Below are 23,755 nucleotides of genomic sequence, written 5' to 3' on the forward strand. Positions count from 1 at the left end.
AGTGTTTTTAACAAGGAGATTTCAATGTTTATTATTTTACTTAAGTTTTCAGATAATAAGTCCCAAGCTAGTGAATATATGTCAAGCCATAATGATTGGATAAAACAGGGCTTCGAGGATGGCGTTTTTCTGTTGGTGGGCTCACTTCAACCTGGTTTAGGTGGCTCAGTCATTGCTCATAATATATCGAAGGAAGATTTAGAGGTTTTATTCAATGCAGATCCCTTTGTAAAACATGATATTGTATCGGCTGAAATCTTAGAAATTGATCCGAAAAAAGCAGATAATAGGTTAAGCTTTCTTATGTCGTAGTTTCAACAAACAACGCAAGCAATTATGGAGTGGCTTGCAATGTACCCTTTAGATGAAATCATAAACTTAAGGCGTTAGGAAACTTAGCCAGCTAATGACTCAAGGTAGTGCAGGGTATCCACTTCCGTGCTTGACCACCTCGTTTAAGTCAGGAGCTTTTTAAGCTTGGTATATTCAGTAGCCTATTTTTCTTTATAGTAAATGTTTGAACGCGATGATTTTTTGTGTTCTCGGTTTAGCTTTACGTTCTTGTCATTATGTTGTTAGGGGGCTTTAAGATGGTGCTTAAATTGAAATATGGAATAGCAGCGCTTCTGTTGTCTATATCTGCTGATATTACTGCTCAACCAATTACAGATCTTCAACTCTCGCAAAGCCTAGTTGGATCATGGACAGTGTCAAAAGCTGATACTTATTATGGACAAGAAGGCCATGTTAGCACATATAGGAAGGATGGAACTTTACAACATATTCAATATACTTCTGGAAAATGTGATTCAATCGACTCAATTACGCACGGTAGTTGGTTAATTAAAGACGGGCAGCTCATGCTCACAGTAACAGAAAGTAACGGTAAAAACCCTTTTCCCATCGGTATAGTAGTTACAGACAAAATCGTCACTATCGATGATAATTCATTTGTTTTTCTCTCAAGTGAAGGGCGCAAAGTACGCAGAACACGTAGTGATAAGTGTTTATAGCAAAAAAAATAAAAAACGCTTTAATCAGAGCGAGCAAAAAATTAAGCTCTTTGATGAAATGTAAACTGATGTTTTGTGGTCACACGGTGAACGCTATAAGTAAATTATAATATGCAGTATGAACTTAAATTTTTGAGTGAAATTAAATTTGGCCCAGCTTATTACGCACTGATAATTGCTGGTAAAAAGTGCCTAATTTTGTTTATGGATTCACACGCAGTGAGTTACAAGATGGACGCTATTTAGCAATCGAAGAATGGCTTACTACTGATTATCAAAAGGGGCCAATTACACGAGTAGCGATATTTGACTTGGAGAATAAGCTTGTAACTCGATTAGCAACTGTGAAAAAAGGCTTTGTCGATAGCTTTAAACTGAAAAATAACATTTTCACTTATAACAAAACTTATCATGGGAATAGCAAAGTTGTTGAGTCAGCAGTAGACTGGAATTTAATTACACAGTGGAGCGATGCATACTTATAGCAAGTGCTCCAATTACGGGGTGTAAAACAGCATTTGCTGCCAATTCTAGCCAAGTGTTTTTAATAAATTGGCTAAAACAAAGTCGAGAGTGTTCATAACATTGATTTCAAATATGAATATCTGGGGATGCCTCAGAATCGAGCGTTATACGCAATGTCGAAGTAAGGAGTATTTCTGTGAAAACTGAAGAAAGAAGACTGTTCAAAGAAATCGCCTCCATATTATGGAATGACTGGGACCCGATCGGTGTTAACGATGGTGAAAACGACTGGGATGACGAATACGATAGTTATGTGCCTAATATATTTCGTTTAGCGTTAGAAGGTCGAGACGCATCAAAAATCGCTCGATCTCTTTCTTCTTCTATTGAACAGAACATGGGTTTATCTGCATCTCTACAGCATGACATGAAAATCGCACACAAAATAGTGGAAGCTAAGGTACGCATCTTTGGTTAGCGTTCAACAATCAAGTTAAGTGTTTATGGCACAATGTTTTAGGTTTGGGTGGAGGTGTTCTTCACTCCTTAATTGAGTGTTAGGTTACTACGAAAAAATGAGCTAGAGCATTGTAAAATACTTAAGCCAACTACTGAGTAAAGCAAGTTCTGTCATCATATCTTTTCAACAAAAAAGGAATTATCCAATGTCTTGTTCAGAGACTAGTTGCCTGTGTGGCGGCGTTAAAATTACGGCAAAAAACATCAACCCTAAGTTTACGATTTGCCATTGTCAGTCGTGCAGAGCCTGGGGTGGTGCGCCTTTCTTTGCTTTGAAATGTGGTACTGACGTGACACTGGAAGGAGAGGACAAGGTAAAAATGTACAAGTCGTCTTCCTGGGCTTCTCGTGGTTTTTGTTCTGAATGTGGCACACATCTGTTTTTTAAGTTCACAGAAACCGGTGATTACAATATGCCGGTGGGTTTATTTCCAAACCTGGCGGGGCTGGAAATGGACATGCAGTATTTTAGTGATATGCGCCCGGGCTACTATTGTTTTGCCAACGAGACTAAGGAAATGACCACGGACGAGATCATGGCTTACTTTGCCGATAAGATGTAATGAACTTAACGCACAAAGTTTAGAATGCCAGCAACGCTGATACCTCTGCTTAAGGTGTTGTTAGTTTGTAAAACCCTGGCGAAAGGTTTTACTTTACTAAGTTAGCTTTACAGTCAGGGTACTATGAAAAAGCGAGACCCCAGTTTTTCTTTTTTTGCACTGAATAGCCCCAGCTACAAATATAAATGTGTAAATTGTGGTGCGTATATTAAGAAAGGCGATGTAGAGTGCTATCGTTGTGAGCACAAGTTTTCGAATGACGATGTCGAAAAAATGATAAGTCACTACAAGGCGAGTGCGACCGGGAATGGGCACCATATCATTTACTTTGTTTTATTTATGGCATTCGTACTGGGTATTTTGCTCTTTTCTCGATTTTAGATGGTAAAAAGCTCAACAAGTCGGCGTGCAATGCCCGTTGAGTTCGTGCTTTTGCAGTCGGCGAGCGCCTTTGAGAGGTTAAGTGAATATATTAAAACTTTTTTTGCTCATTTTATGTGTGGCTGTCCCTCCAGCTGTTTTATTTTATAACAAGGCAGCGCTGGCTTGCGAGATGGCACCTTTCATCGGCTTTAAAGCCGTTCAGGCCGAGCTTTACGTCGATGCGTCGCTCAGTAATGCGCAGCGAGAAAACCTGATAGCACAGGTGCACCAGGCAAAAAACAGAGTGGATGCGGCTTTTGGTAAAATGCAGTCCAGTCCCAGGTATATCGTGTCTAAAAACCCCGCATATCAACAAGCTGGCTTTAATCCCACTGGAATGGCGCGCAGCGCTTTGATGAGAGAGTGCGTTTTTATTGGTCCCAAAGGCATGAATGTGGATGTGATAGCACATGAAACCGCGCATGCTGAGGTGTTTCACAGAGCCAGTTTTTTTACTAAAAACTTCAAAATCAAGCCCTGGTTGCTCGAAGGCTCTGGTACTTATGTTGATTACCGCGCTCCTTTGCTTCTGGAGAACATCAATATTGAGCGTGCACAAGTGAGTCGGGTGATGGGCTTGTCAGATTTTTCACCCAAAGATACCTGGGCATATCAGGCATCGCGGGTGGCATTTGAACGTATTGACCCTAAAACCCTCTATGAGGGCATAGAGAGATTAAACTCAGGCGAAAGCTTCGATACTGTGTTTGGTAAACAACACTAACTAGCCGTTGATTGGACTGCAAAGGGATGGCGCCATAGAAAAATGAAAACAATATACGAACATACTCAGTCAAATGTTTTGGTGATCCCACAGGCGCTGTTTGCGATGAAAGATGTGGCGGTGCTTTGCCATCATCGCAATTCAGCTATTTTTTATAAGTGCCTTGAGCAGGACCTGGTAAACATTGAGTTTTATACCAACACGCCTTGTTTTATATTTATCGAGCATGGCAAAGAGGTGATCACAAATACTAATAACGGCACGCTTGAGTTAAGTGCAGGTGCTGCTGTCTTTCTTCCTCAGGGATTAAATCTGCAATCTGATTTTGTGAAAGAAACCGACGCGCTGCGGGCTTACCTGGTGTTTTTTGATGACGATGTGCTCCACGATTACTTAAGTAAAGTTAAGGGGCCTTTTGTTTGCGATGAGCGCAATGAAACCTTTTTCATACCGGATGGTGACGACGAATTTGCGGCTTTCTTTGCATCAATTCGCGCAGAGATAACCACGCCTGCCTACCTCAACATTAAACTCCAGGAGCTGCTTCATCTTATTGCCTGGCGCGACAAGCAGCACATTTTTAACGCCTTGCTGGCGACCAGGAAACGCATTCCGGCCAAACAAAACCTTGCTCGCATGCTGCAAACGCTCGATGTGCTGCACTTATCTGTAAGCGATTTGGCCCATCTGTGCGGAAGAAGCCTTTCAAGCTTTAACAGAGACTTCAAAGAAAGCTATCAGATGACACCAAAAAAGTGGTTACAAGAGAAAAAGTTATCTAGAGCAAAAGACCTTCTGGCAGACAATGAGCTGTCTGTGACACAAGTTGCTATGGCGATGGGCTATGACAATGTGTCTGCATTTATTAAGGCTTTTAAGCTTAAATATGGCGTTACCCCAAAACAGATAAAACCGCATAAATGACCGGAAATCGTTACTTTTGACAGCCTTTGAGTAGTTTGGCTTTGGCTGTTTGGATAGTCTGAACGCAGATATTTTATCCTAAAGGAGTAACACATGAGTGTCAGAGTCACCTTAAACTGCCAGGTAAAACCAGAACAATTCCCAGCCTTGTTACCATTTTTACAAGAGAACTTACCCAATGTCAGAGGGTTTAAAGGAAATATGCGCGTGAGCGTTTTATTCGACGAAACCAACAATGAAATGCTGCTAGACGAGCAGTGGTTAACGGCACAATGCCATCAGGCGTATTTGCGTTTTATCAGTGATAACGGTGTACTGGCAGCGCTGAGCGCATTCCTTAGTGCTCCACCGGTCATCAAGTATTTTCACAAAGTAGAAGTGTAACGAACAGAGAGAGCGCGGCGTTTAAAAATCGTCGTGCTCGTGTACACATGATCCACTGCGTGCTCAAAATAGTGATGAGTTATCGCTAAGCAGGGCGTTTGTTACCTTCCAGAAAAAGCCAATTTTTCAGTCTGAAAAGCCCATAACTTAATTAGAAAACCGAAATGTCGTCATTAAGCTGACGGATAATTTCATTATGCCTGTCTGTGGCTTATAGTAAGGAATTGACGTTTATAACTGATTTAAACAATGTGTTTTTATAACTCTAAGGAAAGTAGATGCGAAAGTTCATTAGTTCAGGCTCTCACCTCGAAGCGCCAATTGGCTTTTCCCGGGCAACGCGTATCGGTAATTATATTGCGGTTTCCGGCACCGCGCCGATAGACAATGGTAAAACGGTTTTTGTGGGAGATGTTTACGAGCAGACAAAATATTGCCTGACGTTGTCACTTCGAGCCATTGAAGAGGCGGGGGGAAGCCTTAGGGATGTCATTCGCACCAGAATCATGCTCACGGATATTTCCACCTGGGAGCAAGCGGCTAAGGCGCATGGGGAGTTATTTTCCGGACAGCGCCCGGCCTGTACCTTCGTTGAAGTGAAAGGTTTTATTGATCCACAGTGGTTAGTAGAAACGGAAGTCGATGCAGTGTTATCCTAGCCAGAGCTAGTATTTAATAGTACCAGGACTATCAGTGATAAGGAGAGATACGTGCAGTTAGAAAGTTGGATAACCTTTTGCTCAATCGCGTTATTAGCGACTGCAACGCCAGGGCCGGCGGCTTTGCTGGTATCTGTACACAGCTTAACTTTTGGTTTTAGAAAGTCGTTATGTACGGTGCTTGGCAATGTCACTGGCTTATTTATCATGTCCGGGCTATCTGTGCTTGGCTTGAGTACAATCGTACTGCATTCTGCTGTGGCCTTTACTGTCATCAAAGTGCTGGGCGCACTCTACCTGATTTATTTAGGGGTAAAGCTGTGGCGGCATGGGCTTGGGAAGGTAGATGTGAGTGGATCTACCAGTACCAGTGGCAATGTGCTCAGTTTATATTGCCAGGGGGTGCTGGTTGCGCTTACCAACCCTAAGGCAATTGTGTTTACCACGGCGCTTTTCCCACAGTTTATTGTTATATCAGAGCCTCTGTTGGCTCAGTTTTCCGTGCTGGTGTTCAGTTTTATGTCTTTGTCGGTGTTGTGCTTGTGCAGTTATGCACAGGCTGCGCAAAGTGTGAAAAACAAAACCCCGAAGTTGGTTTCCGGCTCCTGGTTGGGAAAACTCTTTGGCTCAACCTTTATCGGGGCAGGATGCTTCCTCGCCACAACCGCAAAGTGAGTTATAGCTAGCCACCCAGCGAGTTTGCTAAATTAAGTATAAGAAATATAAATGAATAAGCAGTTTATCCCTCAATCATTTCAGCCGCCTGTCCGTCATGATACCGAGCATTTTCACTTCACCGTGCTGGACACCCGTGTGGCGGAGCTGGACTATGAAGCGGTGATGTCGAGCCTGCAAAGCCTGCAGGGAATTTTCGGCCCTGATTTTGACTGGCCGCGCGCGGATATGACCCTGAATGAGAGCATTGAAAGCCTGAAAGTTCACAGGCACGAGTTTGATACCCGCGCGGCATTTGCCTACAGCGTTTTTGATCCCCAACAGAGCAGATGCCTCGGCTCTGTGTATATCGACCCCAGCCGCTCACCTCAGTACGACTGCGAGGTTTACTTGTGGATTCGAACAGATAGCCAGACACTTGACCAAGTCTTGTATCAGAGTGTTCAAACCTGGTTAGAGGCTGACTGGCCTTTTCACAAAGTGGCCTTTCCCGGTCGCGCCATTTCCTGGCAAGACTGGGCTGTACAGGTCAATTAAATATCATGCTTGTCAGCACCGAAAGTTATACGGCCTGCGCTATATGCACTCTGACATGCCAGGTGTTTAATTGATAGTAATGATCGCGTTGGTTACCTTAAAATGGTACGCTTTATTTAGAAAACTGGTATAAGCAAAGCCAGGTCTACGGGCGGCGGGTTGAGCCGACCACAACATTAACATCTCACAGAGGGAATCTGATGAAAATATTCACCGCTTTAATGTTAATACTACTCTCCTTTAATACCTATGCCGGGTTTAGATACTCAAACTCATCTGCTGCTGGCAGTGTCGTAGTGCCGGTTAAACTGGCGGATGAGGGACTGTATAACTTAGTGATAGGGGTTGAGTTTATGACCCGACCTTTCGACAAAAAGCCCTATGACACCGACAGCTACGAAGAGTTGATCGATCGTTTACGCATTCAGTGGCGTGAGCCAGCAATACAAACGGTACTTGAAAACCCCAACCTTAAGCTGACAGAGTTAGCCGGTGTAAAGAAGGCGATGGCAGCCAAGTTAGAGGCGCTAATTGAGAAAACCAAGCTTAACTACGGCATTTCTAAAAATACTGAGGTGGTTTATTCTGTCAGCCACTTTTACCTATCAAAGCCGGAATAAACGCTTTTGTATTGGCGCATTGATTGGCTTAGCAAGCGGCCTGTTTGATATGCGATTAAAGTTTAAATATAAAGACATACAAGGGCTAAACTTAGTGGAAATAGAGCCAATAGGTTTGGCTTTTAGGTTAATTGAAAAATTTGATGAATGGAGTAGTAATGAACAAAGTATTGATGGTGCTAATAGCACTTTTTCTGACAACGAGTGCATTTTCACAAGACTCTATTTTGAATAAGCGCGAGTTTACTGAAAACTTCATAAAACATATACAAAAGAGCGGCAATAATAAAAACTATGAATTTGAAAGCGATCTAAAAATCAAAGCAAAAGATGATAAGGGAGGTGAGCATATTGTTTATATGGGGAATGCTTATGATACTTATCGCTCAGGGAGCAAAACCCTAGAGCAGGTCTACACTAGTTATTTTGCGGCGCTGACAAACCAAGTAACTGCACTTGCCAATACAGAAGTTCGAACCATTTTTCCTGTGATTAAGTCTATTAATTACCTTGAAGCAACCAAAAAGCAATTAAAAGAAGCTGGTTATGAGGGAGAGGAGCTGCCCTTTTTTTATCAGCAACTGACTGAGGACTTAATCATGCTGTTTGCGTTTGACTCAAAAGATAGCATGCGCTTTGTATCGCAAGATGATGTTAAACGGCTCGATCTTGAAAGCTCTATCTCGGCAATTGCAGGTCAAAACTTACGTCGTTATTTTGCAAGCTTTGAGACAGAAGTTCAAACACTGGATACGGAAGGTGCCGGTGACGTATATGTATTTGTGGCTGACGATAACTATGAAGCTTCTGTGCTAACTGCGTTCGATCATTTGAACAGCAAATTGAAACTTAAAGGCGAGCCAATTGTGTTCGTTCCTGCAAGAAACATTGTCATTATTGCAGATATAACGGATCTTGCGGCGGTGCAAAAGGCACATATGATCGCACTTGGTGTCTATACAGAGTATAGCTATGCAATTTCACCGCATGGCTACGTATACAATGAGGGCGAATGGATAAGGATTACGCCAGACTTATAAAAATCAGTATCTTATGGTTTTTCATGAGATGATGAGAGTATTAATTTAGATGCTACACAGAGCATTCATGCTCTGTGTAGCCAAGTGTACAATCACTCCTGGTCGTGAAACAGATCTTCAAGTTTCAGCCCGGTGAGCTTTTTCAACGAGTTAAGCAGATAGTAGAGCGCGATAAAAAAGACAATCATGGTGGGAACCATGATCACCGGATAGCTCAGTGCGGTCATTCGGCCCAGTTCGTTATTATAGGCTTCTGTGCCTGCGGGGCTGACCACAATCATTTTTGCCAGAATATAGTTCAGAGCCGAAGATAAGAAAAACGCGCTGGCGAGGATCTTAGAGGCGACCAGCTGCACTTTGGCTAACTTATCGCTGTTGCCCTTGTCTGCTAAGGCTTTTTCAATCCCTTCAATGTCCATCACAGTATCGTTGAACATCAGCGTCTTCAGCAAAGGGTACTTAGTATACTGGCTGACGATAATACCAATGCCGATAAGGCCCGGGATCAGCGCTTCTTTAATCGCGATGTACTTGGCATCTAGTTCGAGTAGGCTGATCCCGCCGGTGAGCAGTACCGAGACAATCCCAAGGCCCGAGATAAAACTGAATTTACCGGTGTTTTTACGCTCCCACAGGCCAAACCCGAGCGGAAAAACCAGTGCAACGACAACACCGAGTGCCGGGCCCAGATGTTGCTCACCCGAAAACTTAGTCAGGATCACCACCGGAATAATAATGTTAAAAATCATTTGGCTGAAAAAGCCGCTTTGTTTCTTATTGGACGACGACACTTTGTCCCCTGTAGTTCTAAACAACGAATGGCTTGAGTGTAAGGCAAAGCGGGTGTGCAGGGCAACTTTAGACTGAGGCGAGTATGGGGCAAAAAAGAAGCCGCATTGCGCAGCTTCTTTTTAATCTACCTGTTACTGAGGGTTAGTTACAGAAGTTCTTAACCCAGGTCAGGTCATTCACGCGGTGCGGAACGTGAAACAGCTTAGTCGCTTGTGCCGTTTGCGGATCAATGGTGAAGATAGCGGCATCGGCATTAGGTTCACGGCCCGACACATACAAGGTGCCTTCTGGTGAAATAGCCAAACCAGACGCCCAGTTAATGCCATGTTTGCCGATCAGTGTCAGCTCCAGGTTTGCATCGGCGCTATACAGGGCGGTGCCTGTGAGTACGTATAGCGTGTTGCCGTCTGGCGAGTAAGCAAGGTCGCCGTTTTTGAAGTTTTCGTTTGCGGCCTTCATTTTGCCCAGCACGCGTTTTTCACCTGTGGCTACATCGTAGTCGTAAGCATAAGTACGGCTGGTGGCTTTCAATACGTCACCCGACACATCATAAGCCAGACGAATGACTTTGTAGCCATCAGTGACCGACTCCAGCGTTTGCGTTTGTGTTGCCAGATCATAACTGTAAATGTGTGACGCACGAGTCTTAGCGCTTTGCTGATCAATAAAATACAGTTTGCCGTTATGTGCAGCGATATTGGATGCCGTGTTGTTCAGGTTGATCACTTTGTCGGATTTACCTGAGCGAGGGTCAATCTGGTGCACATAACCTTGTTCAGCATCGCCGTAATAGTTGATGGCATACAATCCGCCTTCGCAGACAACGTTGTCATTAGGAAGCTGACCAATAAACGTTCCACCACGTAGTTCCATCGAGCCTGTGAAGCTGTTTGCTACGACCGGCATGGTTGCCGTACCGTGAGGCGCTGTGATATCCGCTTTAGGTGCTAATATCACGCCTTCAGTTTGCAGGCCTGCCAGGTTTAGCGCTGTTGCATCCGGGAAATTAAAAATGGTGCGTTGTCTGTGCGCACTTAATGTTGCGTAGCTTTTGTTGTTCAGCGGCGCAAAATTATCTCCATTGCCCGAGATATTGAATACGATGGTGGCATTGTCTGGAATACTCGATACATCGAATGTGTGGCTCGACTGCACGTCCTGGCCAGACAAGTTAAATACCTGCAGCTCGCTGGTGTTGTCACCTGTCAGATAAAGGCCGCCCCATTGTTTAAGGGTTTCGCCTGTTTGTGGCAGTGCTGCCAGGCTCGTTGAAAGTGCCAACATATCAGACTGAGCATCTGCAAAATCTACAGGCAGGGCAGGGGCGTTGGCAATGACCTGAGCACCGGCTTCCAGACCTAAACGCACCGCTTCACTGATTTGGGAGGTCTGACCACCGGCAATGATGTTACCGACATACTGTCTGCCATTGATGTACTGAATATCTCCGCCGGCAACCAGGTAATGGGCATTCAGTGCACTTTGATGGCCATACCCAATAGAATAACCATTGAGGCTGACGTCATCGCCTGCGAACACAGCACCCAGTGCATTTCCTGATGTTGAATAAAAGTCATCAAAAACCAGTGCGGCATAGCCTTTATCCAGGTCGTGCTCAGATGATGCACTGACCGAAAATGCACAAGCAACCAGTGCGCTTGCGAACAGCTTTTTCTTCATTAAGTTCTCCACGAGTTAGGCCTGCACGGGTGTTAAAGTGCAGCTGCCTTGTCAAAAATTCGCCTATTCTAGTTCTTTTATACTAATTTGTCTGCACTTTTCTTTCAGCTTGTACCTTATTTATGTATTTTCCTGGTTCTGAGCTATCCAGGGGTGAATAAAAAGTGAGCGAGGTCAAAGGGCTGGGGCAGGGTACCTCACAACTGTAATATTGATAAATTTTCCCGGCTTGCTCGTGTAATAGACTGATGCGCATTTGTGTATAAAGTGTCTGTGTTGTTTAATCCTGTAGATCCAATACAATGTCTCAATTGGGTATAAAGTGCCCTTTGAGGACAATAACAATAATAACAGGACCTCATCATGGAGATCAGAAAACTCAATACGCTGAGAGGCCTGGCCGCCCTCATCGTCTTTTTAACGCATTTCAGTGATATCACACATTGGCTGGATGGCGCGCTAGGGGGCGGGGCAGGTGCATATGGCGTGATGCTGTTTTTCCTGCTGAGCGGCTTTTTGATGTCTTATCTTTATCTGGATAAGGACTTTGCTACACGCAGTGTAAAGCACTACCTGGTGGCGCGCTTTGCTCGTGTTGTGCCGCTCTATGTGCTGGTGGTCTTCGCGTCGTTTGCGCTGACAAAGGTGGGCAGCGATCTGCTCTATCATATTCCCGATCATCAGGCCTTAATGGGGCACCTTTTGTTCCTTTACGGCGACAGCGTGCTCTGGTCTATTCCACCCGAAGTTCAGTTTTATTTTGTGTTTGTGCTGCTGTGGGCGCTCGCCGCGAACCGGCGTGGTTATATTTACCTGCTGATTGTCGGGTGTCTGTTGCTGCTATTTTTTACAAACTTCCCTCGTATCTATGGCGACATTTACGGTGTGCCGTATAACCAGTTCACTGTGCTGCGCAGCCTGCCATATTTTTTTATTGGCGTGATATTTGGGTTACATTACAAAACCCTGACCATCCCCGCGTATCTGAAAAAACACCGGTTTGTGTTTGTATTGTGTTTAATTCCCATGATGTATCCTGAATTGTCGCCCATTACGTCAGATGCCAAAAACCGCATGTGGCTCAGCTACGAGGTGCTGCTGGTTATGAGTAGTGTGTTCTTTTGTGTGGTTTTTCTGGTTCCCGACAACAATATCCTGCTGGCTAACAAGGTTGGGGATTTCTTCGGCAAGATTTCTTATTCCCTGTACTTGTTACACATGCCAGTGATCACTTTTATACATCAATTTAACTGGGCTGTTGAAATTAAACTTATCGTTTCATTTGCATTGAGCACGGCGATTGCGTTTGTGTCTTTCGTTTGTATTGAAAAGCCAGTTGCCGACGTTGTCAGACGTTCAGCTGGCATGGGTAACTCGATACGACCCGTTGGAGAGGGGGCTAACACTGATCGTTTGTAATCGGGTATGCCTAAGTGCATCGCGAAAATAATGCTACACACATTCTTCGCGAGTCGAGCACAGACCAGGCGACTGTATTTTATACGCACTTTCTTGTATCTAATATAGAAATGACCACTATTTTGAAGCCTGGTAAGTTATCTCAACAAAATATTGCGTAAAATTGCATAGTTTTTATTTGACCTGCACGGCGATTCAATTAAAATCGCCTCTTTTTTGTTCGAATATCTGTTGCTGAAAGTGAGGCATTGCATAGTGGTAAACAATATCATTGGTGTAGCGAGAAGGTCCCTGGTGATCGCGCTGCTGGGTTTTGGGCTAAGTGCTTGTGGAGGAGGTGGCGGTGAGCCATCAACTGGATCCCAAACAAACACTCAAACAAGCAATAGCGGGTCTACGGTTTCTCCGAAAAACACAGTACCGACTGTGTCAATCACCGGAGCGCAAAGTGTAAACGAAAATGAAACCTTGACTCTAACTGCCGTTGCCGATGATCCCGATGGCCAGATTAGTCGTTATGCGTGGTCATATCAGTCTGATGCTCAATTGCTGCTAAGTGGTGAAGACAGCCCGACGCTTGAGATAATAACTAAAGATATCAATGAAGATACCCAGGTAACAGTATCTCTGAGCGTCACTGACAACCAGGGCGCGCAGGCAACAGCCACTTATCCGGTGACTATCAAAAATGTGTTAGCGCCATTCTCGATTGAGGTAACCGGAGAAAGCGCATATGCAGAACAAACCGATTTTATACTCACCGTTGTACCTACTGTAGATGCCAGTCAAATCTCACAGATCACCTGGACGCACGATGCCGCGATTGAGTTGCTGCTCAGTGGAGCTGATACGCCTGAACTCACCGTTAGCGGCCCGGATCTGACGGATAATCTGGGTGTGAATTTTACGGTCAATGTTGAGCACATTGATGGTCGAGTGCAATCTGAGTCGCATTGGGTACAGATCCGGGCGTTACCGAATGTCTCACCGGTGGTTTCTGTGTCTGCGGATGAAGCAGTGACAGAGGGCGTTACCTTCACGCTGGCAGCGGATGCATCTGACAGCGATGGTCAGATTGCGCGCTACTCCTGGTCATATAGCTCTGAGCTGCAACTGGTGGTGTCAGATGTGACAGAACGAACCTTACAGGTAACTGCGCCCGATATAATCTCAGACAAGACCGCTCACTTTAGTGTAACAGTGGAAGACAATCAGGGGGCAACGGCGACGGCTTCGCATTCTGTCGTGGTTCGGGCATTGCCTAACGTTGCGCCAACGGCTGTCATTCAGGGCGAGACAACTTTGCTTGAAGGGAAACAGCTAATGCTCACAGCACAGGCCAGTGACAGTGATGGCCAAATTGAGCAGTATAGCTGGAGTCATACAGCATCTGTAGATCTGGTATTAGATACCACAGTTGAGGGGCAGCTTACCCTTTCCACCCCCGATATTATGGCCGACAGTACTGCCACTGTGTACCTTGAAGTCACCGATAATCAAGGCGCGGTTACCCAGGTTGCACATAACATTGAGATACAAGCGCTGCCAAATGTTGTACCCCAGGTGAGCATAAGTGGCCCTGCACAGGCCGGTGAACGCACGGCTTTCTCTTTGCTTGGCGATGCGAAAGACTCGGATGGCGAAATCGTGGCTTATCAGTGGCAGCATAATTCAGGTTTGGCGCTGGTATTGGATGGTAGCGAGCGTGCCAGCCTGTCAGTGATCAGCCCGGATATCCAGCAAGCGCAAGAGGTTACATTTACCCTGACCGTGACGGATAATCAGCAAGCGCAATCCAGTTATATCCACCTGGTAACCATTGAACCCAACAGGGTTGAACTCACCATACAGGGTAAGGTGACGGATGCGCCGATCCCATTTGCCGATGTCGTGCTGGACGTCGCACAGAGCAGCTTTACCGCGCAGGCAGATGAACAGGGCGATTACCAGCTGACCTTCAGTGTCGATGAGAGTGAAGTAAATGCGCTGGGTACTTTGCGCGCCACTGACACCACAACCCAGGGGCGTGTAGAGCTGGTATCGCAGCTGGGCGCCGTGTCAGAGCTTCAGGAGGCTGCGGGAGAAGACAGCACACTTAACAGTGATGAGCTATTCGATGTGAACGTCACTAACGTGACTACAGCTGAGTACGCCTTACTGCGGCGTATGCATTCGGCCGGTTTCAATAATGCGAACGAGCTGAAAGAAGCGCGCAAACACATAGCCGCAGGCGAAAAACTGTCGATTGCATCGTTATTAAAAGCAGTGATTGACCACGGGGTTGCTCTACCAGAAGGAGCAGCTTCGACACTGGCGCTTGCACAAAATGCCGAGTTGCTCGCTCAGCTGACGGACTCTCTGGACACAGAGCAGCCCGCGTTACTGGCGCAAATTGAAGAGGCAATTAAACAGGATGATACCTTAGTTGATGTTTCCAGTTTTTCGCCTTCAGGCACTTATTACTTACTTGAAACCTCAGTGGTTGACGGTTTTGGCGCCAGCATAGAGTTTAATGAAGACCAGACAGGTTCTCTCGCAGGGAGATCTCTGTCCAACTTCACATGGGAAAAACAAGGGCAGCAAATCCTAATAAATCTGGAGAATGAACTTGATGTCAATACCAGTCAATTTAGCACCCGCACGGGATTTAAGACGACCCAGTTTACCCTGACTATTTTCGACAGTGCGGAGCACGCTCAGGCTGTCACCATTGATTTTGTGCCAACCCAGGCATTGCCTCAGGCTCCAGAAGGCACCGTTTCAGTTAATGCTCAGTTGTTTGATAGCAACAAGATCACTCAGCTAGCAGACGATGCGTTTATTGGTCAATGGTCGCTGCTATACAGTGATGACCACAGTGAGCCAAGGCGTTATCGTTTTGATATGAATGCCGGTAATCAGAGTAAGGTTTACATAGATAGTTCAAACCTCAATCCAGGCAGAGAAGACTGGGCTGATGTTGGGACCTGGTATTACAGCTGGCCCTGGGAAGAGGTTAGAATTAATACTGCGTATTTATTCAACTTTGGCTTTGTGCCAGTCAGAGAGACTGAGTTTGGTTATCAGGGCTTGATGGTTCAGGGCTACCGCGAAGATAAGCGATTTATTCAGGCTACTCTTATCAAACATCAGGACATTAGTTTTGATGATATTGATTACCAGAAAATGTGGCGCCAGGTAGGTAACAAAGGCTCACAAAGCAAATTTAAAATAGACAGTAACGACAATTTCCAGTACCGCTGGCACAGAGACATTGAAGGTATTAAAGCAAGCGGTGCTTTGTATCAGTATGACTATGAATTTGCAGGCGCGGACGTCGCGCAATGTGATACCAACCTTAGTGCATGCGCTATCAGTAAAACGACCCGCTATAAGCTGCTAGCGATGCATGAGGACAAAATTGCAGTGGAATTTGCTACAAGTGTAGTAAATAGGTCGGATAGCACCAGGCGTATACATTTCTATCGCCTGTCTGACTGGGACTGGAAACTGGGTCAGTTTGATAAGTCGTTATACAAGAATGATCACTTTAGACGAGCACTGGATCATGGTCTGGGTCTTTATCATGTAACCGATAATGGTGTGTCGCATATTGAGCGAGACCTTCATTGTCCGACTAGGCCGTCTCCAGCTCACTTATGTTCCGACACCTTGATTATCAATGGGGTTGAGTACAAGGCACGACTGGATGGTACGCGCATAGAGCTGGAACACCTAGAAACTGAAGTGCGTTCTTATTTGTTGATCCAGGACGAGTCTGAATCTGAAGTGGTCTTATGTCATGTTGCCGAGGGAGAGTCTTGTGATGCCAATAATACATTCCGCTTTAGCTACACCAAGCCAGCATTAAACATTAGCTTTGCTATTGAAGGCCCGGGGGCGTTATCGCCAAGTACCTATGAGTATTATTATGGTGAAGCGTTCTTAGTTGCTGTGAATGTGCAGGAAGGTTCACGCCTGGAAAGTATTGAAGGGTGTAATGGTTATCTTACTGAAAGTCTGGGACAAACCTATTATCGGGTAAATAACCCGGTTGCAGATTGCGAGATCAGCGCCAGCTTTATTGAGGATTTTGTGCCGACAGAGTCAACTTTACTGGTCGATAAAAGCGCGGAGGCTATCCCAACTGGCTGGTACTATGAAATGACGGGTGATAACCGTGGGGTTTTTTATGGTACAGACGCTACTGCTAATTTTTCAGTGGCACAGACTGGCGCGCTCTCTGTCTTTACCTTTGATGATGAGACGAAAATCCCCGTACAACTCACCGACAGCGAGTTAAAGTGGGTGAGTGGGTTCACACTCACTCATCAGGGCCAGGATGTGGATATTCGCTGGAGTGCGTCTGACTGGCACGGTGATCAAGCCAGTATGACGGACCCGCGCTCGGTACACCCCAGTCGCTATCTGGCGTCACTTGACATAGACAGAGATAATTTGATCGGTGAATGGGCAATCACCTCTATTGAGCGAGGAAAAACAATTCGACTGACTCTCAATGATGACCATACCGGAATAGTCTCAAGATTTGAGACTGGCTTGGGCACACCGTCACAGCTTACCTGGGAGTTGACCGCGCACAATGAGATCCGTTTGTATGGCGAACAGTCTGGTGATTCAGCCACATTGAAGCTATTTGAACAAAGGGAAGGCGGCTATGCATTTGCTGTCGAGCAGGTTGAACTTGGAGGTAGATCAGATGATACCGATCTAACCTGGTTGAGTTACGGGGCTGGTTTGCTGGTTCCGTTTACAGGCATGACTATGGATGACCTGGTTGGTAGCTGGCGGTACAGCATAGGTCATGTTGACTATGGTTTTGAATTGTATAAGGGTGGAGAATTGCGCTCGGGTCGCTTTAGCGGCGCCGCTACAGCCAAGTTGGACAACCATCAACTGACAGTGACTGCTTTTTACAATCGCGTTTTGGGAAGACATGATGCGTTATGTAGTACTGGCAGAGATGAATGCCAACAGCAAACAGTTGGCTCATACACCGTATTGGCTATGATCTCAGGTCGTGCGTATGTTTACGAGCATAATAAATCGGGATCTGTTGGTAATCTGGTAAAGGTAGATATTGATGCCCACGGCAAACTTAACGGGCTTGATCAACCCTTGCGGTCTAACAGCCAGTATTATCAGAAAACAGGGTCCTCACTTCGAAAGTGGTCTTTTGATCATCCATGGAACTATTCACATGGTACTTTGTGGATCGAGGATGGACGTGCGAGGCATAGTTATTTCTTCCAAGATCAAAATGGTATTATTGAGCTAACGGATCAGTGGAACGAGTTAGTAGATCACTATAAAGTAATCGATAATGATGTTGACTCTATTACCTTGTGTCGATTAACGGATGGTCAATGCGACCCAGATGAGCATGTTGTATTATACTACCAGCCAGCCATGGTTGAAGTGGCTATTATTGCACCACAAAGTGTAAACTTATCAAGTAACCTCACTTTACCTTATATCCAATATGGCGATCATTTGGAGGCCTCTGTTTCTCTTGATTGGGACAGTGGTTTGTTTGTGTCGTCTTTCGAAGGCTGTGGTATCGAAAAGCCCAAGTATATTTCTGGCAACAGGTTAACTTTCAGAGTCGATTCTGTCACCGAGTCCTGCGATTTCAGGATAACCGTGGCGCAAGAGCCGGTGTCGCACGCTGAAAGGCTAGGTATTACGGATGACTACCTGCGCGATTGTATTGATGCTCAATCAGGCAACTATGTTGAATATAGTTCCGGGTTGTCTTGCAACAAACGAGAAAAACAACCAACAGATTTAACTGGCTTAGAGAAGCTGCCATACCTGCAACGGCTCTATTTAGAAAATACCGTATTGAGTTCGGATGGGCTGCGCACAATTGAAAAACTGACAAACTTAGAAGAGCTGACCATCCGAAATGGTGAAAAGGATGATGGCGTGTTTGAGATGGATTTAGCTAATCAACAGTCTCTTCGAACAATTAATCTGAGCTACGGGAGCTTTGGTTCGGTTACGTTGCACAATGCACACTCAGTCACAAGCCTAAATGTTTCCGGGTCTGAAGTCAGCGAGCTTGACGTGACTGAGGCAACAGGCCTCCAAACACTCTTTGCATCGGGAATGAACGCGACCAGTTTGGATATCAGTCACAATACGCAGTTAACTATGTTGGACATATCTTATTCTCAGGTGCTTGAAGTGGTTGGTGTGACGCAAGCACACATCCTGAAGTCCTTGTCGGCTGTTAGTTCCCTGTTAAACTACCTGGATTTAAGTCAATTCACACACCTTGAAAAATTGGATATTCGAAGGACGCAGGTTGCATCACTGGATATCACTTTTGCACAAAAACTGGCTGAGCTGAAAGCGTCAGATACGCCACTGAGTGTTCTGACACTCAATGGAGAGTCTAATATAACAAGTTTGGAAATTGATAATGTCCCTCTATCGCAGCTAAATACAGCGTTTATGAAAAAATTACGCTCACTGGATGCGACGCGCTCGATGCTCTCGAGTCTCGACTTATCACTCAATTCTGAGTTGTCGACAATTCGGCTAGCAGACGCTCAATTAACGAGCGTTATCATGCCTGAAGAGGGGGTCAATATTCCAACCGTGAATTTGATGAACAATCCCCTGACGGAGTTTATTGCCAATCAGCTTGATGCCGATAGGTTGTACCTTGATAATACCAGATTAACTTCGCTCGATTTGGCAGCAGTGAAGCACCTTGACAATTTGTATATATCTGAGACTGATATTGCGCAGGTAATTTTACCTTCAAGCTTAAGTAGCTTAAGAGCATCCAATGTCCCGATGACAGAAATTACTATCCCTGACAATTCACAGTTAGTTTATATGAGCTTTAATGGTAATACGCTTAATGCGATTCATGGGCTGGAAGCTTTTGAAGAAAGTGGACAGTCACTCTCATTGTATCTTTTCGACACTCAGGTGGATGAAGACTTACTGAAACGGCTTGAATCGATAGAATCAATCTCAATTTTAGGCCGGTAAAAACCAGATTGAGCGAAACTGGGCTGTGTTCCCAGTTTCGCTCAGCACTATCTGTTCGTTAATTCTGTCCGACTTGTTGCCAGCAAGAATAGACGGTTGTGACACCCATAAGTTATTCATCCCCCGATCTTGTTCGTTAATCGAATCCCCTCTCATACTGTGTGAACTATTGCCCTGGATCCGGGTCAGGTTTATTGGTAGCCAGTGACTATCAGGTTAGCAGCTGGTGAAGCACCAAATTTTAGGCAATACACTGCATTATTCAGGGAGCAAGCCACCTATTATGGCATCAGACAATTCACCGGCATTGAGCCTGGGCGAACCGCTTCAGGTGTGTGATAAACAAAGAAAGCGTGCGGTGCGTAAACGCTGGATCTTAACCGGCTCCACCAGCGCCGTATTAAAGACACTGACCCTGCCCATGCTCTGGGCCATCCTCGCGCTGTTTAGTGCCGATCTGATTGAACTCTATTTTGCCTCGCGTCTGGGTGTTGAAGAGCTGACCGCGATGAGCTTTACCTTGCCTTTTCAGGCGACCTTGTTCGCTTTTGCCATTGGCCTGGGTATTGTCGTGGCAACCCGATTGACGCAGGCAAAAGAGGTAGAGCAGCTGGCTGCGGTTAGCCTGATTTTTACGGTACTGGTCGGCGCCACGCTTGCGGCTGTCATCTGGCTGGGTTTACAGCCTTTGTTGACTTTACTTGGGTTTGCTGAATTTGCTGCGCGGGAGCAAGTCTGGCCGACGCTTGAGCGTTATATGCAGTATCGCCTGGGCGCCGTGGTGTTCTTCTTTATTGTGATGGTGGTGTTTGGGGTGCTGCGGGCGTTTGGCAATATGCGCGGTGCGGCCCAGTTGCTGGTTACTTTTGCCGGATTACAAATTGTTATTAGCGCTGGTTTGTTCACGCCCTGGGCACATTCTGCGTTACCACTGAGTGGTTTGGAGCGCCTTGGGGTTGCACACTTTATTGCGGCGGTGAGTGCCTGCTTATATGCGCTCTATTTATTGCGTATTAAAGAAAATATTTCGCTCAAAGTGCGCTTACTATCACAACGCAGTCGGCAGGCATTTCGCCGTTTGTTCAGGCTGTTTGTGCCTGTTGTGGCTATGCAGCTGCTTACGCCACTGGCCCAGTCGCTGCTGATGATGATTGTGGCCTCGCAAGGCAGTGATGCCGTTGCAGCCTTTGGCGTGGTGATGCGAATAGAGCCGCTTGCCTTGTTACTGCCCATGGTGCTGACCACGTCATTGCCTATCTTTGTTGGTCAAAACTGGGCGGCGAATAAATCACTGCGGGTACGCAGGGGGATCAAGCAGGCACTGGCCGCTTGTCTGGTCTGGCAATCTGTGATTGCGCTGGTGCTCTTTTGGGGCGCTGACATGCTGGGAGTGGGGTTCTGTAAACAGTCTTTTGTCAGCCAATCTATTGAGCTGGCGATGTGCATTTTACCTGTGTCCTATGCGGCACTGGCAGGCGTTATGCTGTATGTGAGTTGCTGCAACGCGATTGGCCGAAGTGCTCTGGCGCTGAATGTGACCTTAGTGCGCTTGTTTGTGCTGTCCTTGCCCGGTGCCTATCTCGGCGCTCAGCTCAATGGTTTCCAGGGCATTGTCTGGGCACTGGCACTGGCTAATTTTGTGGTGGGGGCCTGGTTGTTGTTTAGGGCACTGAATGTGCAGCGCAGACCACAGGTGCTCACTATGTCATAGCCGTTTATTTATTGATTAGTTATTCGTCATAGCAGTAATTAAAAACACTATGTAAGGATAACTATGAAACACCTTTCCATGAGTGCTGCGGCCATTATATCTGCTGCATTGTTATCAGGATGTCAATCTGATCCTCAGGAGTTACTGGGTTACAGCGCCAATCAACTGTGCTCCAGACATTTCATTTCTAATGAACCCATTGAATTCGTCACTCAAAATGTGATTCCGGAGGCGTTGGCGGCACTACCTGACAGGCCTGAGATTGGCGTTGATACAAAGCTAAAGACGGTGAGTGTAAGTGCGCAGGTAGATGGCTCCATAATGAAAAGAACATCTGTTTTTCGGCCGGGCTTAGGCTGTACCCTCTTGTTTGACATGACCCCTGAGCAACTACACGCACAAATTAAGCATGTTAACTTACCTGTACTTACTCCCAGCACCCCGTTAGAACAAGCTATTCGTCAGGATGTGTCTTTGGATGTTTTTTTCGCTCACAACACGAATAATTACGCACACAGTGATAATACGTTTGCTGTGGCTGTCATGTACCAGGGGAAGTTGGTGGCTGAGCACTACGATGAACACCATGATGGTGATACTCGGATGCTGAGCTGGTCAATGGCTAAGACGCTGACGGGTCTGTTGACGGGTATTTTGGTTCAACAGGGTAAACTGACTTTAGATCAGGATGTTGTGGCTGGTTCGCATTCTATGACAATCGCAAACCTGATGCATATGAGTTCAGGTATAAAATGGTCTGAAACGGCCGATATTCATGGCTATCAGGATTTGGCTCCTATGTGGTATCACACGCCTGACTCAGTTCAATATGTTACTCAATTGCCTAATGAGTATGAGCCGGGGAGTCGGTTTGAATATTCTACCGGGACCACTCAACTGTTAAGTGATGCACTAAAAACAGCATCAGGTGGTGACTTGCAGTCTCTGCTCAATCTTTATCATGATGGGCTATTTAAGCCGCTGGGGATCAATAATGCCATTGCTGAGTATGATGAAGCCGGGAACTTAAGGGGCGGGGCTCGGATGTTTCTTAGCGTGCATGACTGGCTTAAGATAGGTCAGTTGTTTATTGAGCAGGGCAGTTGGCAGGGCCAGCAAGTCGTGCCGCGCAATTGGGTTGTTGACGTAATGATGTCTCCCGGTGTTGCCAAGCACTATGGTGGTCAGTTATGGCTCAATGATATGGGATGGTTGATGCCAAAGTTGCCCAAAGACACAGTGTCATTGCGCGGCCACCGGGGGCAATATGTGGTGATCATACCTTCAAAGCAACTTGTTGTGGCTCGTTTTGGTGCCTATGGCTCGGCCGTAAATCAACACATAGGACTGGCAAACAGGCGAGTATTTCAGTCTGTGGTTGATTTAATAGAACAACTGGAAAAGTAGGTTATTGAGCCAGGCGGACCTGGCTCATCAATGACGTGTTATTTTAGGTCGATGCTCAAGGCGCAGTGATCTGCCAACATCTTGTCCGGGTCCATATCTGCAAAATAATGGAACTGAGCACTGCCCGACTGATAGTGGTCTTGCATGGTTTTGGCAACAAGAATATGGTCGATAGGCGCCGGGTAGTAGGGGTGGCAACCGGTTAGCATCTGGTTGGCGTTAAATACTGGCGCCTTGTCTACATTATTAGGCTGTGCATTTGCCGCTCCCTGCGGAAAATACAGATCCCGACTGAGGCGGTTGTATGGGGCCGTCAGGCGGTGATTAAAGTCGCCCAGAACAATAAAGTCGGCCTTCGCTTTGGCTTTTTCTTCTACCCAGTTATCTAAAATAGGTGCCTGTTTCGACAGCAGTTTACAGGCTTCCTTGTCGGAGCGTTGGTAGTCATCGACAAAACAGCCGCTTTTGAGGTGTACATTTAACAGGTGCAGTGCTTCACCCCGGTGGGTCAGCTGGATCTCAAGCCCGTTTCTGAGGCCCGGCTTTACGGCTGAAAAAGCGCTGTGCTGCACTATTTTATCAATGGTCAGCGGCTTTTTGACCACAAAGGCGATTTTTTGCTGTGTCGACTTATTACCACTTTTACGACAGGTATATGTCTTGCTGTCGGCTCTGTCTGACATCACAACATGCCAGTCCTGCTCACTGAATACCTGTTGCACTGCCGCGGCAGAGGCCACTTCCTGGAGTGCAATCACATCGGCATTAAGCGACTGTGCATACTGTTTAAGGGCCTGAATGTCTTTTGCACTTCGAGGCTTACAGCCCGTGTTGTCTGATGCAGAAAGGTGTTCAATATTCCAGGTTGCAACGCGCAGTGTTTGCTTTGATGTTGTCTGTTCCTGATGAGAATGAGATAGCGCGGGTGCCGCACAAAGCAGCGCACACAACGCCGCAGCAGGTTTTAGCATAGAGGGAGTCATAAAGCGTCTAAATTCATAAAATTGCAATAGTGATATAGTGTATCAAGATTATTGCCATTTGATGATAGTGCCGGGCGCTTTTGTGTTGAATGTACTCAAAATGACGTTAACTTAGCTGTTAATGGTTTTAGCCTGAGCAAAAACAGCGCTTTATTGAAAAGTAAACTGGTTAGTGCAAAAATACCCAAAGGACAGTGAGATAAAATGAA

General features: G+C 45.9%; 20 protein-coding genes. 17 read left to right on the plus strand and 3 right to left on the minus strand.

The features are described from left to right. Positions 1-24: 24 nt before the first annotated feature. From L1285_RS16080 to L1285_RS16140, 13 genes are all read left to right on the plus strand, one after another. The gene (locus tag L1285_RS16080; RefSeq protein WP_235413186.1) at positions 25-312 is read left to right on the plus strand and encodes a YciI family protein; all 288 of its coding nucleotides are present in this window, start codon (positions 25-27) and stop codon (positions 310-312) included. Positions 313-590: 278 nt separating this feature from the next. Further along, the gene (locus tag L1285_RS16085; RefSeq protein ID WP_235413187.1) at positions 591-1,013 is read left to right on the plus strand and encodes a hypothetical protein; all 423 of its coding nucleotides are present in this window, start codon (positions 591-593) and stop codon (positions 1,011-1,013) included. Between the two features lie 188 nt (positions 1,014-1,201). Next, positions 1,202-1,498, plus strand: coding sequence for a hypothetical protein (locus L1285_RS16090; RefSeq protein ID WP_235413188.1), 297 nt, complete (start codon positions 1,202-1,204; stop codon positions 1,496-1,498). Positions 1,499-1,674: 176 nt separating this feature from the next. Next, positions 1,675-1,956: a hypothetical protein gene (locus L1285_RS16095; protein WP_125719007.1), complete on the plus strand. Its 282-nt coding sequence runs from the start codon at positions 1,675-1,677 to the stop codon at positions 1,954-1,956. Between the two features lie 187 nt (positions 1,957-2,143). Then, complete coding sequence (locus tag L1285_RS16100; protein ID WP_235413189.1) at positions 2,144-2,560, plus strand: GFA family protein; 417 nt, start codon at positions 2,144-2,146, stop codon at positions 2,558-2,560. Positions 2,561-3,113: 553 nt separating this feature from the next. Next, on the plus strand, positions 3,114-3,707 hold the full coding sequence (locus tag L1285_RS16105) for a hypothetical protein (protein WP_235413190.1): 594 nt from the start codon (positions 3,114-3,116) through the stop codon (positions 3,705-3,707). 42 nt (positions 3,708-3,749) lie between these two features. Then, a complete protein-coding gene (locus L1285_RS16110) occupies positions 3,750-4,631 on the plus strand; it encodes a helix-turn-helix domain-containing protein (RefSeq protein WP_235413191.1) in 882 nt (293 codons plus the stop codon). A gap of 93 nt (positions 4,632-4,724) precedes the next feature. Continuing rightward, positions 4,725-5,015 (plus strand): putative quinol monooxygenase, encoded by a 291-nt coding sequence (locus L1285_RS16115; RefSeq protein WP_235413192.1) that lies wholly within the window; start codon positions 4,725-4,727, stop codon positions 5,013-5,015. A 278-nt stretch (positions 5,016-5,293) separates the two neighbouring features. After that, positions 5,294-5,674: a RidA family protein gene (locus L1285_RS16120; protein WP_235413193.1), complete on the plus strand. Its 381-nt coding sequence runs from the start codon at positions 5,294-5,296 to the stop codon at positions 5,672-5,674. A gap of 51 nt (positions 5,675-5,725) precedes the next feature. After that, positions 5,726-6,349, plus strand: a complete 624-nt coding sequence (locus tag L1285_RS16125) for a LysE family translocator (protein WP_235413194.1) — start codon at positions 5,726-5,728, stop codon at positions 6,347-6,349. Positions 6,350-6,400: 51 nt separating this feature from the next. Further along, the gene (locus tag L1285_RS16130) at positions 6,401-6,886 is read left to right on the plus strand and encodes a hypothetical protein (protein WP_235413195.1); all 486 of its coding nucleotides are present in this window, start codon (positions 6,401-6,403) and stop codon (positions 6,884-6,886) included. A gap of 200 nt (positions 6,887-7,086) precedes the next feature. Continuing rightward, the gene (locus tag L1285_RS16135; protein WP_235413196.1) at positions 7,087-7,506 is read left to right on the plus strand and encodes a hypothetical protein; all 420 of its coding nucleotides are present in this window, start codon (positions 7,087-7,089) and stop codon (positions 7,504-7,506) included. A gap of 158 nt (positions 7,507-7,664) precedes the next feature. Then, positions 7,665-8,546, plus strand: a complete 882-nt coding sequence (locus tag L1285_RS16140) for a DUF1444 family protein (protein WP_235413197.1) — start codon at positions 7,665-7,667, stop codon at positions 8,544-8,546. A 92-nt stretch (positions 8,547-8,638) separates the two neighbouring features. Here the strand turns inward: L1285_RS16140 and L1285_RS16145 are convergent, their stop codons facing one another. Next, a complete protein-coding gene (locus L1285_RS16145; RefSeq protein ID WP_235413225.1) occupies positions 8,639-9,295 on the minus strand; it encodes a VC0807 family protein in 657 nt (218 codons plus the stop codon). A 184-nt stretch (positions 9,296-9,479) separates the two neighbouring features. Further along, complete coding sequence (locus tag L1285_RS16150) at positions 9,480-11,018, minus strand: choice-of-anchor A family protein (protein ID WP_235413198.1); 1,539 nt, start codon at positions 11,016-11,018, stop codon at positions 9,480-9,482. A gap of 363 nt (positions 11,019-11,381) precedes the next feature. Between L1285_RS16150 and L1285_RS16155 the strand changes: the two genes are divergently transcribed. The 4 genes from L1285_RS16155 to L1285_RS16170 all read left to right on the plus strand — a co-directional run bounded on the left by L1285_RS16155 (position 11,382) and on the right by L1285_RS16170 (position 22,563). Continuing rightward, positions 11,382-12,437, plus strand: a complete 1,056-nt coding sequence (locus tag L1285_RS16155; protein WP_235413199.1) for an acyltransferase family protein — start codon at positions 11,382-11,384, stop codon at positions 12,435-12,437. A 426-nt stretch (positions 12,438-12,863) separates the two neighbouring features. Next, positions 12,864-19,445 (plus strand): PKD domain-containing protein, encoded by a 6,582-nt coding sequence (locus L1285_RS16160; protein ID WP_235413200.1) that lies wholly within the window; start codon positions 12,864-12,866, stop codon positions 19,443-19,445. A gap of 283 nt (positions 19,446-19,728) precedes the next feature. Then, positions 19,729-21,156 carry an MATE family efflux transporter gene (locus L1285_RS16165; protein WP_235413201.1) on the plus strand — a complete coding sequence of 476 codons (1,428 nt, stop codon included), beginning with the start codon at positions 19,729-19,731 and terminating at the stop codon, positions 21,154-21,156. 63 nt (positions 21,157-21,219) lie between these two features. Next, a complete protein-coding gene (locus L1285_RS16170) occupies positions 21,220-22,563 on the plus strand; it encodes a serine hydrolase domain-containing protein (protein WP_235413202.1) in 1,344 nt (447 codons plus the stop codon). A 38-nt stretch (positions 22,564-22,601) separates the two neighbouring features. On the opposite strand, the gene L1285_RS16175 is transcribed toward L1285_RS16170, so the two are convergent. Continuing rightward, positions 22,602-23,534: an endonuclease/exonuclease/phosphatase family protein gene (locus tag L1285_RS16175; RefSeq protein WP_235413203.1), complete on the minus strand. Its 933-nt coding sequence runs from the start codon at positions 23,532-23,534 to the stop codon at positions 22,602-22,604. Positions 23,535-23,755 lie beyond the last annotated feature (221 nt).

Origin of the sequence: Pseudoalteromonas sp. DL2-H2.2, from assembly GCF_021532535.1 — a bacterium.
GTDB lineage: Bacteria > Pseudomonadota > Gammaproteobacteria > Enterobacterales > Alteromonadaceae > Pseudoalteromonas > Pseudoalteromonas rubra_A.

Bases quoted from the DNA above. Each gene is read 5' to 3' on its own strand.
- L1285_RS16120 (WP_235413193.1), top strand. From the start codon at position 5,294: ATGCGAAAGTTCATTAGTTCAGGCTCTCACCTCGAAGCGCCAATTGGC.
- L1285_RS16155 (WP_235413199.1), top strand. From the start codon at position 11,382: ATGGAGATCAGAAAACTCAATACGCTGAGAGGCCTGGCCGCCCTCATC.
- L1285_RS16170 (WP_235413202.1), top strand. From the start codon at position 21,220: ATGAAACACCTTTCCATGAGTGCTGCGGCCATTATATCTGCTGCATTG.
- L1285_RS16145 (WP_235413225.1), bottom strand. From the start codon at position 9,295: ATGATTTTTAACATTATTATTCCGGTGGTGATCCTGACTAAGTTTTCG.
- L1285_RS16085 (WP_235413187.1), top strand. From the start codon at position 591: ATGGTGCTTAAATTGAAATATGGAATAGCAGCGCTTCTGTTGTCTATA.
- L1285_RS16105 (WP_235413190.1), top strand. From the start codon at position 3,114: ATGGCACCTTTCATCGGCTTTAAAGCCGTTCAGGCCGAGCTTTACGTC.
- L1285_RS16115 (WP_235413192.1), top strand. From the start codon at position 4,725: ATGAGTGTCAGAGTCACCTTAAACTGCCAGGTAAAACCAGAACAATTC.
- L1285_RS16080 (WP_235413186.1), top strand. From the start codon at position 25: ATGTTTATTATTTTACTTAAGTTTTCAGATAATAAGTCCCAAGCTAGT.
- L1285_RS16100 (WP_235413189.1), top strand. From the start codon at position 2,144: ATGTCTTGTTCAGAGACTAGTTGCCTGTGTGGCGGCGTTAAAATTACG.
- L1285_RS16110 (WP_235413191.1), top strand. From the start codon at position 3,750: ATGAAAACAATATACGAACATACTCAGTCAAATGTTTTGGTGATCCCA.
- L1285_RS16150 (WP_235413198.1), bottom strand. From the start codon at position 11,018: ATGAAGAAAAAGCTGTTCGCAAGCGCACTGGTTGCTTGTGCATTTTCG.
- L1285_RS16135 (WP_235413196.1), top strand. From the start codon at position 7,087: ATGAAAATATTCACCGCTTTAATGTTAATACTACTCTCCTTTAATACC.
- L1285_RS16140 (WP_235413197.1), top strand. From the start codon at position 7,665: ATGAACAAAGTATTGATGGTGCTAATAGCACTTTTTCTGACAACGAGT.
- L1285_RS16165 (WP_235413201.1), top strand. From the start codon at position 19,729: ATGGCATCAGACAATTCACCGGCATTGAGCCTGGGCGAACCGCTTCAG.
- L1285_RS16175 (WP_235413203.1), bottom strand. From the start codon at position 23,534: ATGCTAAAACCTGCTGCGGCGTTGTGTGCGCTGCTTTGTGCGGCACCC.
- L1285_RS16130 (WP_235413195.1), top strand. From the start codon at position 6,401: ATGAATAAGCAGTTTATCCCTCAATCATTTCAGCCGCCTGTCCGTCAT.